The sequence below is a fragment of the Rickettsia australis str. Phillips genome (assembly GCF_000273745.1).
Classification (GTDB): Bacteria; Pseudomonadota; Alphaproteobacteria; order Rickettsiales; family Rickettsiaceae; genus Rickettsia; species Rickettsia australis.
This window is the reverse complement of sequence record NZ_AKVZ01000021.1, coordinates 18,376-32,700: the sequence shown is the minus strand read 5'-3', so window position 1 is coordinate 32,700 and position 14,325 is coordinate 18,376. Positions and strand designations below refer to the sequence as shown.

Below are 14,325 nucleotides of genomic sequence, written 5' to 3'. Positions count from 1 at the left end.
ATTCACAGGATCCAGTTAAAAATACTAACAATGTTAGTATTTTTAGTTATTTTTCTGGATACCCGTGGTCAAGGCCACGGTATGACATCGAACGCGTTTTTGATCCACGCAGGAATAACATCTACTGTACCTAAACACTCCTCCAGCGTTTAATTAAATTAGTTTCAATACCAAAAAAATCTAGAACTCTAGTAATAGAATGGTTCACTATATCATCTATTGCTTTAGGATTATTATAAAAAGCCGGCACGGGCGGTGCTATGATACCGCCGTAATTCGCTACTTTTAACATATTTTCTAAATATCCAATATGCAAAGGCGTTTCACGAGTCATTAAAATAAGCTTTCGTCTGTCTTTAAGTATAACCCCTGCTGCTCTACTAATTAAACTATCTTCCATTGAGTGAGCAATACTTGCTAAGGTCTTCATACTACAAGGAGCTATTACCATCCCCGAAATTTTAAAAGAACCGCTTGAAATAGCAGCTCCTAAATCTTTATCATCATAACAATAATTCGCTAGAAACTTTACTTCATCTATAGAATATTTGGTTTCGAGCTTTATAGTAAGAGCTGCTCCCTCTGAAATAACCAAATGAGTCTCGATATTTTGCTCTTTTAGTACTTCAAGCAAACGAATACCGTATATAGCACCTGATGCTCCGGAAATTGCTATAATAATCTTTTTATCTCTTATCATCTAAATTTCTACAATCCATTAAATTTAGTATATAATAAAAAAAAAATTATAAAATACATTATATATGCGAATAGCAAAAATATTATTACCGGCAGCAAAATTATTCCCTTTAGATTATTTAATAACTGAAGACTTAGAGCTAAATATCGGTGATCTTGTTGTAGTGCCTTTTAGAAATAAGGAATTAACCGGCATAATATGGGAATTCACCACTATTCCTGAAGCAAAAAAGCTAAAAACCGTAAAAGAAAAAGTCCCGTTAAATTTAAATATTACTTTAGAAGTTTTAGAATTAATTAAATGGATGAGCAGCTACTATATGTCGGAACTTGGAAGCATAGCCAAGTTAGTATTACCTATAGATATTGCTGAAAAACCGATTAAAGTTAAAGAGCAGAAAGTAAATAATAACTTTGTGCTACCTAATTTGTCAGAAGAGCAGAATAGGGCAGTAACAGTCTTAAATGAAAGCCGTAAGCCTGTGATTATTAAAGGTGTTACGGGGTCAGGTAAAACGGAAATATATTTTCATCTAATAGCAGACTACTTAGCAAAAGGCAAACAAGTGCTTGTTATGTTGCCTGAAATTGCTTTAAGTACACAAATTATTAATCGTTTTATAGAGCGATTCGGTTTTGAGCCTATCATATGGAACTCAAACGTTACCAAAGCTCAAAAGAAAATGATTTTAAGAGGTATATTAAGCGAGAAAGTTAAAGTAGTAATTGGGGCTAGAAGTAGTTTGTTTTTACCTTTTAAAAATCTCGGTTTAATAGTTATAGATGAGGAGCATGACGATTCCTATAAACAAGATGACGGTATATTATATAATGCTAGGGATACGGCTATCGTAAGGGGTAGATTTGATAAAGCACAAATCATTTTGTGCTCGGCAACACCGTCCATTGAAACGATATATAATATAGCAATAGGTAAATATCAACGAGTTACATTGGTTAATAGATATAAAGATGTCGATTTGCCAAATATAGAAATAATCGACATGACTAAAGAAAAGCTAGCTAAGAATTCCTATTTATCCAAGATTCTTATAGAAGCTATCAAGGATAATTTAGATAATAAAAAGCAAGTATTATTATTTCTTAATAGGCGTGGTTATGCTCCGCTCATGCTATGCAAAGCTTGTGGTCACAGATTTACCTGTAAATTCTGCTCTTCTTGGATGGTAGTACATAAAGCAACTAAAAAACTTGAATGTCACCATTGCGGTTATCAAAGTAAAATTTTTAGTTCTTGTCCTGAATGTCTAGATGGTGAAACATTAACTATCTGTGGTCCAGGAATAGAAAGGATAGAGGAAGAAGCAAAGGCACTTTTTCCTGAGAGTAAAATTGCGTTGATAAGTAAAGATCATGCTAAAAATCCGGAAAAAATAGCACAACTTCTACATCAAATGGAAAATCTAGAAATTGATATATTAATAGGAACGCAAATGATAACGAAAGGCTATCATTTTCCGAATCTTACTTTAGTTGGAGTAATAGATGCTGACCTTGGTAGTAATAATGCCGACCTTAGAGCATCTGAGCGAACTTTTCAGCTACTGCATCAAGTAGGCGGTAGAGCTGGTAGGGGAGATAGTAAAGGTGTAGTATATTTACAAAGCTATTATCCTGATAATATAATTTTTAGTTATGTTAAAGCCGGTGATGAAGACAGTTTTTTTGCGCATGAACTTGAAATAAGAAAATCAGCAGATATGCCGCCCTTTTCTAAAACAGCATCGATAATTTTATCAGGTTCTAGTGAATCTAAAATTCTAGAAATAGCACGAGATATGGTACGAATTGCACCGAAAGCAAACGTGAAAATTTTAGGACCGGCAAGCTCATTAATGTCAAAGCTCGCCGGTAAATATCGTTACCGGATACTCATTATAGCTGGTAAGAAATTTAATTTGCAGAAATATTTAAAATTTTGGCTAAGCCTTATAAAAATTCCTTCTTTTTGCCATCTAAAAATAGATATCGATCCTAAAAGTTTTTATTAGCTTCTATATCTTTCTCCTTTATTCTTTGACGGTGGAACATTAGATGAATGAGGAGAAGGATTAGTAAGAGATTTTTGTATTTCTGCTATAGCTTTTTTAGTATTTTGAGTAGAATTTTTTATAGCGTCTTTATAAAAAGCAGCTTTAGCTTTATCTCCGGTAAATGAATATTTTATAAAATTACCAATATTTTTCCAAATAGGATTATTATCCATTTTTGTAGTTTCTTCACACCATTTACCTAACTCTTTCAATTTTGTTTCAACTTTAGTTATAGCAGCTGGATTATGTTTATTATCGTCATAAATTTGAATAAGGTTGTTTACTTTCTCTTGAAATTCAATGTGTTTTCTACTTTGTTTTAAATTAGCTATTATATCATCACTGTTTACTAATTCTCTAAGATTATCAATTATATCAGATAATTTAGGTGGCTCAGGTAATTTATAATGTTGATTGATTTTCTCAAATTTATCTTTATGTGGATGATTCTTTATTAGCTCATCTTCTATAAAAGAAACAAACTCTTTTTGAGGTACTCCTACTTGATTTATTAGTCGTCCTAATGATTGTTCATAAGCTTTAACAGTAACGTCAAGACGCTTCCCCTGCCATAGAATTGCTTAATTCTATATAGCGGCTAAATTCCGGAATAAAAGCATCTTTGGTATCAATATTATGATTTTTAAAAAATTGCTCTATTTTTTCTTGTACGGTTAAATTGGATTGTTTTTTAGGTGTTTCTTCCGGTACTTTTGTGTGTTCCGGAACCGGTTTTGAAAAAATAATAGGCTTTTGGGTTTCAACTTGTGGAGATGGGGTATCGACAAATATATCAAGTGCTTGGGAATGTGTAGTTAAGTCAGTCTGTTTTTTATGTTCCTCACTCCATGTCTTTATTGTCTCAGGAGTAGGTTTTGGAGGCACAGCCGGTTTTGTATTTTTTGGCGGGGTATCTGACATAGTTGTTTTGTTTTCCCACTCTTTATATTCTATCTTTTACTGATTTTGGAATATTATCTTGTGCCATATTAAATTCCTATACTTATTTACATAATTAAACCATATCTTTATTTTCGTTAGTTTGCTTAAATTTTTTATAAATTGCAAGAAAAATTTCTTTTTGTAATGCAATACTTTTTACTATAAGATAGTTAAGTTATATATTTTATACATTAGAATCCAAGTTATTAACTAAAATGAGATATGAATTTTATGTACCCCTATATTAGACTTAGAAGAAATAGAAAAGCTTTTTGGCTTAGAGAGTTAATAGCCGAAAGTAATTTATCGATTAGTGATTTAGTGTTGCCTTTATTTGTTGTTGAAGGATATAATGAAAGACAAGAAATTAAGACTATGCCCGATATATATCGTTTATCGATCGATCAAATAGTAGAAACGGCAAAAGAAGCAGCAGAGCTTGGTATTAATGCTATTGCATTATTCCCGAGTATTGATCAAGGTCTAAAAAGTGAAAATGCCGACGAGGCTTATAATTTAGATAATTTAATATGTAGAACTATTAGAAGCATCAAAAACGCTAATATCGATATCGGTATAATATGTGATGTAGCACTTGATCCTTACACTACAAGCGGTCATGACGGTATTGTGCATCACGTAGAAGTTGATAATGATAGATCGGTAAGAGCTTTATGTAATCAAGCATTAGTGCTAGCAAAAGCCGGAGTAGATATTGTTGCACCTTCCGATATGATGGATGGAAGAATCGGGGCTATAAGGGAATACCTTGACAAAGAAGGATTTATAAATGTTGGAATTCTTGCTTATGCCGCTAAATATGCTTCAAGCTTTTACGGTCCGTTTCGTGCTGCTGTTAAGAGTAATAAAAAGAATTATTTAGATAAATCAAGCTATCAAATGGATGTACGTAATGTTAAGGAAGCAATGCTTGAGATTGAGCATGATATAGCAGAGGGAGCCGATATGGTAATGGTTAAACCGGGTATGATGTTTTTGGATGTTATTCGTGAAGCGGCAAATAATTTTAATGCTAAACTTTTTGCATATCAGGTTAGCGGAGAATATGCAATGTTAAAATTTGCAGCAGCAGCAGGAGTAATTGATTGGGAGAGAGCTTTGATGGAGTCATTAATTAGTTTTAAACGTGCCGGTGCAACAGGTATATTTACCTATGCTGCTCTTGAAGTAGCTGAAATATTAAAGAACAATAAAATTAAGTAGAAAACGACTTCTATCCTTGATATTAAATAAATAATATATTTTATAATTATATCAAAATTATAAATTTTATGTAAATCATTATAAAGAGGCGAGGATGACTCAAAATAAGAAATCAGTATTTGAAGGTTGGAATTTTTTAAAGCCTAAAGGAGGCGGAGCTAATGAAGCAGGAGAGTATGGCGGAGTATATCAAAGCTTAGACGGTAAAGTTACAGCGATGATAAAAAAAGAGGCTTCAAGCTCAAAAAATATGGCCGAGTTTTTAGGCTCTCAAATTTTTGAAGCTATAAGTCCCGGAAATGGAGCAAAGGTTAATTTAATTGCTCCTGATGATTTTAATAAATCTAAAGCTGTTGATTCACAAATATATGTCAAATCTGAATTTTTTGAGAATTATAGTAGTGATATGTATGTGGACATGGATCAACATATGTCTGCTAAAACTAAACCGAGTTCTTGGTTTAGAAAGGATGGCGGTAGACCGTTTTTTATGGGGGCTAGAAATAAATTATTTAGAACCTTAGAAAATGCTTTTAAGGAAATTAAGTATCAGAACTTTGAAAACATTATGCCTGCAAGTTTATTGATCGGCGATTTTGATATACATGTTGGAAATATAGGAGTTATCAGAGATCAAAAAAATCCAAAAACTTTACCTAAATTAGTAAGAATTGATTTTGCCGGTAGTTTTGATAATTTGACAAATAATATATATCCGCATTCAAGAGCCAAACATTTGCCTGGATTCGGGCCTACTAACCATTTTAGAGAATTTCCTTCTAATTTAAGAACAAAAAATCCTAATTTTGCCGATAGCTTACTTGCAGTTTCTAAAATTGATTTAAGCAAAACCATTGATAAAAGTTTTGATGAATTAACTAAATATTATAGTAATGAAGCAATTGCAGAATTTGCAAAACAAGCAATGCCAAAGAAATTTCATAATAAAAAATCTAAAGAAATAATGCCTGAAGAAATTAAGGCTAGTTTAATAGATACAATGAAAAAAAGACAAGAATCCTTAAAGGAATACGGCTTAGAAATTAAAGTAAACAGTTTAATTTCTAAAAAATATAGTTTTCCTTATTACGAAGTGAAAGAGCAAGGATTAAAAACATTAATGAAAGAATATCCTGATTATTTTGAAAAAATTCTTAATTATGAAGAAAGAAAAAAAGGAGGGCAAAAACTTAAATTAAGAAATAAAATTACTACTAGTTTTGCAAGAATTTTAGAAATACTTGGTATTAGAGATAGTGCAAAAAAACATTTAATAAAGACAATAAAAAGTTTAAATGAAGATATTCAAGATGAAAGAAATTTAGCTGATTCTTCTGATAAAATAAAGAAAGAACTAAAACAAAAATCAGTAAAGACAAATATAGACGCAGATAGAGAATATGTAGACGCTCTAGAAAAATTCAAGAAAGAAGTCGGAACGGATGATATTGTTAGTGTTACTCCAAGTCAATTAGGTCTAGCTAAAAAAGCTAAACAGCAAGACCAAGATTTATTAAAATTAGATGAAGAAGATCTAAAACATATAAAGTATCTAAAAGAAAAGGTTATGAAGCCTACAAAAATTACTTCGGCTAGTGTTGTTAATAAAAAGTCTACACCGGCTAAAACGAGATAATAAATGAACCAAGCAACAAGAAGCCTACAACTAAGTAATTAATCAGTAAAAGCCCATATTGCATAGGTAGCTTAATTATCTCAATCTTTTTAGAAAAATACATGGCTTTTACTACTTTAAGATAATAAAAAGCCGCAACTACGCTGGTAAAAATACCACAATAAGCTAATGCGAATTCTTCTTGATTAATTGCTTGGTGCAAAAGGTAATATTTACCGAAAAATCCTGTGAGAGGAGGAATGCCGATCATTGAGAACATCACTATGCTAATTACGGCAGCTATAGTTTTATGGTTCTCTGCAATGCCTTGTATAGTTTTAAAACTAGCCTTATCGGCGTCTTTACCGAGCAGCATGATTAAGCAAGTAAAAAACCCTATATTCCCTACCGCATATATTAGAATATATAGTAGAGCTGCTTTATACCCTTCTTGATTATGCAGAAGAACGCCGATTAACACATAACCGATATTTAAAATAGTACTATAAGCCATTAATCTTTTTAGAGAAGTTTGACGAATAGCTCCAAAAGCTCCGAACAGCATAGATAATATAGCCATTATCTTTATTAAATTATAGTTAATAGGATAGTAATTACCTATAATTAATTTGCTAATATTTAATAAAACAATAACTATACCTATTTTGGAGGTAGCGGTGAAATAAGTAACCGAACTAATCGGTGAGCCTTCATATACGTCAGGGACCCAAAAATGGAGTGGAACACTTGAGAGTTTAAAGAAAATACTACTTAAAAATAGTACAATACCGATTATTAAACCAAGATTCATCCTAGAATTATTATTTAGTTTATATAAGATATCCTCAAATTGTAGGCTTCCACCAAATCCGTATATAAAAGAAATCCCGAATAATGATAAACAAGTAACTAAACTACTCAAGATAAAATATTTTAAAGCACCTTCCGAGGATTTAATATCATTTAATTTGAATCCTGCAAGTGCATATGAAGTTAAAGCAGTAAGCTCCATACCGCAGAATAATAATAGAAAATTCCGTGATGAGATTGCAACAAAAAGACCTACGACCGATAATAATATTAAAGTGATAAATTCAAATTTTAATTCCTCAGCAACAAGAATAGAGTAATCACGGTATATAATCATGGATATAATAGTGAATATCAATACTATGCTTTTACTAATCCCGATATTTATTCCGGTAGCAAATGAGTACCATACTCCTTCATAGCTTGAGTACTTAAAGGTAAGAAAAATTGATAATATACATAATAAAATAATGATATTAGCAATAATTCTATTTTTATTTGGGATCATTACGGCAAAAAACTGCCCTAAAAGTGCTATTAAAGTCAAAGTTATTTCAGGAAGTAGCAGTAGCATATAAAACTAATATTATTTATGGAAATATAGATATTAGTAAATAAATCATTTTTTATCAACAAACTTATATATAATATTGCACTTTAATACTACCTACAATTAAAATGATTTTCTTTGTAAAATTTTACTTAGCTCTAATCCCATAATAATTATTGCAACTTGATAATTATTAGTTGCAATAAATAAAAATAAATTATTTTGGTTAATCAATTTTAAATTGCTTAAATAAATTTAATTCTTAAACTCACACCTATAATTGTTTTAATCTAATTAGGTTTTCTAATAAAAATATATTTTCTACCACTAAGTAAAAATATGAAGCCTTCTACTTCAAAATCATTAACTGACAAGTTAAGAACCTTATATAGCTCTCACGATACTTTGCCAAAGCTAATAGAAGATGAGAAAATCAAAGCTCAGTCTTTAGAGGAATATTATGTAAAATTGCAGATATTACTGAGTGAAGATGATGAAGCAGGTAAAACAGCATTACGCAATAAAGTTGTCGGAGACAAGAAATCAGTAGAAATAGAGAATATTTTTAAAGCCATAGATACGGAAAAAAAGATAAGAGAGTTGCTTAGTAAAGATCTGCCTAATAAGGATGATGAGATTGATAATATAAATTAGGTCGTTCAAGGCAGAAAAAAATAAGATAGATGTACTTTATAGAAATTTACCTAATAAAAGTGAATCGGAAATAAAAAATATAGCTGAATCAATAAACAGAATTCAAGCGGATGTCGGTAAAGTATTGTTACTCGGTAGTGCAGGAATAGGTTAAATTACGTTAATGCATTATCTATCTTATAAATGGGGACAAGGAAATTTATGGAATAATAAATTTGATTACGTCTTTAGAGTTAAGTTAAAGGCATTATTAAGCAATTGGACATTACGTTACGGTACTAACATAGATGACGATATACTAAGTTGTTTTATCCATTATTGTCTAGATTCTAAAGATATAAAACTTGAGGATATAAAAAACATACAAGATAAAGATAGGATATTATTACTACATTACTACTTGACGGTTATGATGAGGTGGCGTTTTTATCATATAGCAATCGTGATTACCGAGATATTATGGATTCGGTATTTCAGTATAAGAACGTAATAATGAGTCCAAGACCTAACGCAATTACGGAAAAAGTAAGCAACGAGTTTGAACGCATAGTAGAAAATACAGGTTGGGATAGTGAGGTAATATGTAAATAAAAATTTTGAAAATGATAAAGAGCTGGGAACACAATTAACAAGCTTTTTGGGGATACTCATAGCCAATAAAAGAAATATGTGAAGTTCCTATCAATACTGCATTAATATGTTTGGTTTGGAGTGATAAAGATATAAATTCAAAAAAAAACGTGATGAAGATTTTAATATAAGTCAGTTATATCATGAAGTAGTAATATGACTTGGAAAAAAATATTTTCAGAAATTTGAAAATAAAAGAATAGTAAATATTACCGATGAACAAATATTATATACTCCTGAATTTCAATTCTGACAAGAAATAGCTTTTGAAGCTTTGGTAGCTACAGGCAAACTAGTAACACATCAATTAATAAAAGCAAAGTTAAATGATAAGGATTTTACAATTCTTAATATAGAAAAAATAAATAAGCTTGGATTGCTTAAAGCAGAAGGAACAGGAGAAAGCATAATAAATCTAAATAATCAATTTATTCATTTAACATTTCAAGAATATCTAGCTGCATGTTATTTAAAAAATCAGTTATCAGATAATCAGACTAAAAGCAAAACAGCGCGTTTGATAGGTAAGCATAGAAACAACCCAAAATATCTAATGACTCTGAAGTTTTTGGCATGTTAAATTTTTATGAATATCATATAAAAGTAATAAAAAACAAAAAATTTTCTTTCATATATCCTTTAGTGTTTTATAATGGCATACAAAATAGAGTTAATTTTATTCTACATTTTGACCAAATTTGGTCAAAATGATAGAAATAGAAAAAATACTTAAATCATAATTAATATAGCCAAAAATTTAATCAAAGTCTGTGCAAGAACTGATGTAATAGCTAACCTCAACCGGATTAAAGAAGGAAGAGGGTAAGGAACTTAAATAAATTACTTATACATGTATTTATTATCATTTATATTAGGAGGATTAAATGCATTACTCCGTCAATTACGCTTATCAATTAGCTCTATAGAGTTTTATAAAGACGTATATAAAAACTATCAAGGGTACGGAATAAGATATTTATTTACCTTATCTTTTATCCCATCAGTAATTTATTGTATTTTTATATTAAATTACATAATAACTTTAAAAGATTATTTTAACGGAATACAATCATCAAAAGTTACAGACAACATTGAATATATTATCAATCAATTACCGGAAATTAAATATAATAATTCAAAAATTTCAGTTGAAGAAGTAGAGCCTATATATTTATATAGCAAAAATAACAATAAAATAGTTGTCATTGATACAAAAAATCAAGTTTCTAACAAAGAAAAAAGCAAAATACCGTTTGTACTTGAAGAGAATAAGCTGAAGATCAATTTAATTGTAGCCAATACTAAGAAAAATTTCCCAAGTACTGTTAACTATTCTGAGATATTCAAACAAAATGAAGTAATTTTAACTCCTGAAATAATAAAAAAATATTTTGCCGATAATTTATTATATGCACCAAATTTATTTATTTATTTCGGTATGCCGGCTATTATATTATTTTGGTTTGTAACATTCTTATTAGAGAGAAGTATTATAGTTTTGTTAGTATATAGTTTATCTAATTTACTTACTACTAAAACTTCAATACAAACTGCTATAAGATTAGTAATGTTTTCAAGCGGAGTCCCAATAATATTACAACCGGTTATTATTATATTAATACCGGAATTAAGCATATTATTACAGCTACTACAAATGTTTACAACTTGTTTAGTGTTTGTCGCTATTTGGCAAATTAACAAGAGCCTATAGCACTATATATAAGGAAGAATTCATTTAAAGTTATTTATGATATTCTGACCATCTTTTCTACTTTTACTTGACTCTATACAATTAAAGAAAGCATAACGATTTTGAATTTCATTTGAAAAAATCCTGCTTCAGCAATTTTTATATACTGTGTTCCTGTATATTGTGCATCTTTGTTTATCATGCTACAAAATTGTTGAGCAAGGTTTGTAGCTTCTTGTAAATCATTTAAAGAGTAATTTATAACTACGCTTGCCGGCGTGAAACTTATTACTGTTGGATGATAGCGAGGAGATTTAGGAGTTTATTATACATGAAGTTAACTCAAAACAAAAAATTAAATATAATAAAACCTTTAATTTTTCTAAAATTTATATACTTGACTAAATTACTTGGGTATTGTAGATATAAAACAATTTTAAGTTTTAATAGGTTGGTTATATGATGCTGACGACGAAAGGAAGATATGCCGTAATGGCAATACTTGAAATGGCTACAAAATCAAGTGTTGAACCGGTCACTTTGAATGAAATTTCCGTAAAACAAAATATATCGCTTAACTATTTAGAGCAGATATTTTCTAAACTTAAAAAAGCTGATCTAGTTAAGGCTATTAGAGGCTCGAAAGGTGGATATGTTTTAATAGGTAACCTAGAAGAAATAAAAATTTCCGATATTATGGATGCTGTTAACGAAAATTTTATAATGACTACCTGCTATAAGAAATCGGTTAAAACTTGTGTACCTGACACAGTAAAATGTAATTCGCATAAATTATGGAAAGGTCTTGGTAAACATATTAGAGATTATTTTGAAAATATCTCCATTAAAGATACTCTAAACTTAAATATAAATATATGATATACCTAGATCATAATGCAACCACCTTTATCGATCCCAAGGTAAAAGAATATATAATCAGTTTGATGGATAAAGAGCTTAACCCTTCGTCAATACATAGATCAGGTGTATTTGCTAGGAATATTATAGAAGAAGCACGTTTTCAATTAGTTGCGGCTCTTGGTATAACTTTATCATCTAGAGAATATAACATTACTTTTACGTCATCGGGAACTGAAAGTAATAATTTAATAATGAACAATTTTTATGACGGCGATATTTTTATTTCAGCTATTGAACATTTATCGATCTATAACCATATAAAACATGCTCCAAATATTAAAATTGTAAGAGTTAACAATCAAGGTTTGGTTGATTTAGAACATCTAGAAGAGTTATTAGCTCAAAGTAACGCTGCTAAAAAACTAGTTTCCGTAATGATGGCTAATAACGAGAGCGGGGTGCTGCAAGATATAACCACAATAAGTGAAATAGCTAAAAAATATGATGCGAAATTTCATAGTGATTTAGTACAAAGTTTTGGCAGAATATCTATAAATATCAAAGAGTTGGGATTAGATTTTGCGACAATTTCAGGGCATAAAATAGGAGGGGGGCATGGTGGTGCTGCTTTACTCTCTAACTCTAACTTTCAAGTTACTCCTATGATTATAGGAGGAGGACAAGAGAAAGGAATAAGATCAGGTACAGAAAATGTTTTAGCTATTGCAGGACTTGGTTTGGCAGCTGAGTTAATAACAAAAGATATCTCAGCAAAATATATAAAAATCAAAAGCTTACAAGAAGATTTAGAGAGAAAATTAAAAAAATATCCTAATGTAAATATTGTTAGTAATAATATTGCAAGATTGCCTAATACTACTTTATTTACTGTACAAAATACAGATGCACAAGTGAAATTAATTGGGTTTGATTTACGTAATATTTGCATAAGTTCCGGCTCTGCTTGCTCATCAGGAAAAATATCTAAATCACACGTATTAAACAATATGGGTGTAGGGGAAGAAGAGGCAAAATCCTCTATTAGAGTATCTTTGAGCCATACTAATACGGTAAGTGATATAAAGGCTTTTATCAAAGCTTTTGAGGAAGTGTATAATGTACTCGTTTAATTTGAAAAATTGGCGTTGGTGTTTAATATTTTTTGATCCTCACATATTAGTATGCATGCTGCGGTCAAAAAATATGAAACGCCTTACCCTTTTCCAAATTACACTTCGTCTATTTTTAGGCTTTGTATACAAAAAATTAATTTAATAAACCATATGAACCAACAATTAAACAATTTAACCTTGCCTATATATATGGATTATCAGGCAACAACGCCACTAGATCCAAGAGTAATGGAGGCAATGTTGCCATATTTTACTACCAAGTTCGGGAATCCTCATTCACGTAGCCATTCTTTCGGATGGGAAGCAGAACACGCTGTTGAAGAGGCAAGGAGTAGAGTAGCAAGGTTAATAGGAGCAGATACTAAAGAAATTATTTTTACCTCTGGTGCAACTGAGTCTAACAACCTTGCAATAAAGGGAATAGCAAAATTTTACGGCAATAAGAAAAATCATATTATTACCGTAGTCAGTGAGCATAAATGCGTACTTGATGCTTGCAGGCATTTAGAGCAAGAAGGAATAAAAATCACATACTTACCGATTAAGCCAAATGGAATAATCGATTTAGAAACTCTAAAAAATGCCATTACCGATCAGACTATGTTAGTTTCAGTTATGGCGGTTAATAATGAAATAGGTGTTGTTCAGCCTTTAAAGGAAATTGGGAAAATTTGCCGTGAAAGAGGTGTTTTCTTTCATTCCGATATTGCTCAAGGTTTTGGTAAAATTCCAATTGACGTTAACGAATTTAATATTGATCTTGCCAGTATCTCAGGGCATAAAATTTACGGTCCGAAAGGAATAGGTGCCTTATATGTAAGGAAAAAACCTCGAGTGCGTGTTACGCCGCTCATAAACGGTGGTGGACAGGAGAGAGGTATGCGTTCGGGTACGCTACCTACTCCTTTAATCGTAGGGCTTGGCATGGCTGCTGAAATAGCGTATAGTGAGATGGAAAAAGATACTAAGCATGTAAATTACTTATTCGACAGATTTTTAAATAATATACATAGTCGAATTTCGAAAGTTTATTTAAATGGCGATAAAGATTCAAGATATAAAAGCAATCTAAATCTAAGCTTTGCTGGAGTAGAAGGAGAATCAATTATCCTTGCCATTAAAGATTTAGCGGTTTCTTCCGGTTCTGCTTGTACTTCTGCCTCTTTAGAGCCGTCATATGTTTTACGTTCCATGGGAATAGGTGAAGAGCTTGCCCATGCTTCGATTAGGTTCGGCATAGGTAGATTTACTACCGAGCAAGAAATTGATTACGCAGTAAATTTAATATGCTCAAAAATCGATAAATTAAGGGAATTAAGCCCTCTTTGGGAAATGATGCAAGAAGGGATTGATTTGAAAAAGATTAAATGGGCTGTACATTGAGAATATTAATGTCATCCCGTGGTCTCCCATGAACCGTATGTCATGCCCGCGAAAGCGGGAATGACATAACACTATGTGGA

At 30.9% G+C, this 14,325-nt stretch carries 14 protein-coding genes; 10 read left to right on the top strand and 4 right to left on the bottom strand.

Features of this window, described 5'->3' with window-relative positions; all coding sequences use genetic code 11:
* Positions 1-130: 130 nt before the first annotated feature.
* Positions 131-700 carry a UbiX family flavin prenyltransferase gene (locus A452_RS0103745; RefSeq protein WP_014412636.1) on the bottom strand — a complete coding sequence of 190 codons (570 nt, stop codon included), beginning with the start codon at positions 698-700 and terminating at the stop codon, positions 131-133.
* Between the two features lie 64 nt (positions 701-764).
* Here A452_RS0103745 and A452_RS0103740 point away from each other — a divergent pair, with 64 nt between their 5' ends.
* Positions 765-2,711: a primosomal protein N' gene (locus tag A452_RS0103740; protein ID WP_014412637.1), complete on the top strand. Its 1,947-nt coding sequence runs from the start codon at positions 765-767 to the stop codon at positions 2,709-2,711.
* On the opposite strand, the gene A452_RS11965 is transcribed toward A452_RS0103740, so the two are convergent.
* Positions 2,708-2,965 (bottom strand): hypothetical protein, encoded by a 258-nt coding sequence (locus tag A452_RS11965; protein WP_231289937.1) that lies wholly within the window; start codon positions 2,963-2,965, stop codon positions 2,708-2,710. The genes A452_RS0103740 and A452_RS11965 overlap by 4 nt on opposite strands.
* Before the next feature lie 340 nt (positions 2,966-3,305).
* Positions 3,306-3,674 carry a hypothetical protein gene (locus A452_RS11960; RefSeq protein WP_025999566.1) on the bottom strand — a complete coding sequence of 123 codons (369 nt, stop codon included), beginning with the start codon at positions 3,672-3,674 and terminating at the stop codon, positions 3,306-3,308.
* Positions 3,675-3,926: 252 nt separating this feature from the next.
* Here A452_RS11960 and hemB point away from each other — a divergent pair, with 252 nt between their 5' ends.
* Both hemB and A452_RS0103720 read left to right on the top strand, forming a co-directional pair.
* Positions 3,927-4,919 carry a porphobilinogen synthase gene (gene hemB / locus A452_RS0103725; RefSeq protein ID WP_014412638.1) on the top strand — a complete coding sequence of 331 codons (993 nt, stop codon included), beginning with the start codon at positions 3,927-3,929 and terminating at the stop codon, positions 4,917-4,919.
* Positions 4,920-5,013: 94 nt separating this feature from the next.
* The gene (locus A452_RS0103720; protein ID WP_014412639.1) at positions 5,014-6,555 is read left to right on the top strand and encodes a hypothetical protein; all 1,542 of its coding nucleotides are present in this window, start codon (positions 5,014-5,016) and stop codon (positions 6,553-6,555) included.
* On the opposite strand, the gene nuoN is transcribed toward A452_RS0103720, so the two are convergent.
* Positions 6,542-7,918 carry an NADH-quinone oxidoreductase subunit NuoN gene (nuoN, locus tag A452_RS0103715; protein WP_014412640.1) on the bottom strand — a complete coding sequence of 459 codons (1,377 nt, stop codon included), beginning with the start codon at positions 7,916-7,918 and terminating at the stop codon, positions 6,542-6,544. The genes A452_RS0103720 and nuoN overlap by 14 nt on opposite strands.
* A gap of 315 nt (positions 7,919-8,233) precedes the next feature.
* Between nuoN and A452_RS10450 the strand changes: the two genes are divergently transcribed.
* The 7 genes from A452_RS10450 to A452_RS0103670 all read left to right on the top strand — a co-directional run bounded on the left by A452_RS10450 (position 8,234) and on the right by A452_RS0103670 (position 14,245).
* Entirely contained in the window at positions 8,234-8,548 is a 315-nt protein-coding gene (locus A452_RS10450) for a hypothetical protein (protein WP_017208562.1), read from the top strand.
* A gap of 163 nt (positions 8,549-8,711) precedes the next feature.
* Positions 8,712-9,038 carry a hypothetical protein gene (locus A452_RS09680; protein ID WP_017208561.1) on the top strand — a complete coding sequence of 109 codons (327 nt, stop codon included), beginning with the start codon at positions 8,712-8,714 and terminating at the stop codon, positions 9,036-9,038.
* Positions 9,039-9,452: 414 nt separating this feature from the next.
* Positions 9,453-9,758 (top strand): hypothetical protein, encoded by a 306-nt coding sequence (locus A452_RS09670; RefSeq protein WP_017208559.1) that lies wholly within the window; start codon positions 9,453-9,455, stop codon positions 9,756-9,758.
* Between the two features lie 270 nt (positions 9,759-10,028).
* Complete coding sequence (locus A452_RS0103690; RefSeq protein ID WP_025999565.1) at positions 10,029-10,889, top strand: DUF1189 family protein; 861 nt, start codon at positions 10,029-10,031, stop codon at positions 10,887-10,889.
* Positions 10,890-11,327: 438 nt separating this feature from the next.
* Complete coding sequence (locus A452_RS0103680) at positions 11,328-11,747, top strand: Fe-S cluster assembly transcription factor (RefSeq protein ID WP_014412643.1); 420 nt, start codon at positions 11,328-11,330, stop codon at positions 11,745-11,747.
* Positions 11,744-12,859 carry a cysteine desulfurase family protein gene (locus A452_RS0103675; protein WP_014412644.1) on the top strand — a complete coding sequence of 372 codons (1,116 nt, stop codon included), beginning with the start codon at positions 11,744-11,746 and terminating at the stop codon, positions 12,857-12,859. Before A452_RS0103680 ends, A452_RS0103675 begins: the two co-directional genes overlap by 4 nt.
* A gap of 153 nt (positions 12,860-13,012) precedes the next feature.
* Entirely contained in the window at positions 13,013-14,245 is a 1,233-nt protein-coding gene (locus A452_RS0103670; protein WP_014412645.1) for an IscS subfamily cysteine desulfurase, read from the top strand.
* Positions 14,246-14,325: the final 80 nt, after the last annotated feature.

Excerpts from the sequence above, each read along its gene's own strand:
- A452_RS0103670 (WP_014412645.1), top strand. The coding sequence starts at position 13,013 with ATGAACCAACAATTAAACAATTTAACCTTGCCTATATATATGGATTAT.
- hemB (WP_014412638.1), top strand. The coding sequence starts at position 3,927 with ATGTACCCCTATATTAGACTTAGAAGAAATAGAAAAGCTTTTTGGCTT.
- A452_RS09680 (WP_017208561.1), top strand. The coding sequence starts at position 8,712 with ATGCATTATCTATCTTATAAATGGGGACAAGGAAATTTATGGAATAAT.
- A452_RS0103745 (WP_014412636.1), bottom strand. The coding sequence starts at position 700 with ATGATAAGAGATAAAAAGATTATTATAGCAATTTCCGGAGCATCAGGT.
- A452_RS0103740 (WP_014412637.1), top strand. The coding sequence starts at position 765 with ATGCGAATAGCAAAAATATTATTACCGGCAGCAAAATTATTCCCTTTA.
- A452_RS11960 (WP_025999566.1), bottom strand. The coding sequence starts at position 3,674 with ATGTCAGATACCCCGCCAAAAAATACAAAACCGGCTGTGCCTCCAAAA.
- A452_RS0103675 (WP_014412644.1), top strand. The coding sequence starts at position 11,744 with ATGATATACCTAGATCATAATGCAACCACCTTTATCGATCCCAAGGTA.
- A452_RS0103680 (WP_014412643.1), top strand. The coding sequence starts at position 11,328 with ATGATGCTGACGACGAAAGGAAGATATGCCGTAATGGCAATACTTGAA.
- A452_RS10450 (WP_017208562.1), top strand. The coding sequence starts at position 8,234 with ATGAAGCCTTCTACTTCAAAATCATTAACTGACAAGTTAAGAACCTTA.
- A452_RS0103690 (WP_025999565.1), top strand. The coding sequence starts at position 10,029 with ATGTATTTATTATCATTTATATTAGGAGGATTAAATGCATTACTCCGT.
- A452_RS0103720 (WP_014412639.1), top strand. The coding sequence starts at position 5,014 with ATGACTCAAAATAAGAAATCAGTATTTGAAGGTTGGAATTTTTTAAAG.
- nuoN (WP_014412640.1), bottom strand. The coding sequence starts at position 7,918 with ATGCTACTGCTACTTCCTGAAATAACTTTGACTTTAATAGCACTTTTA.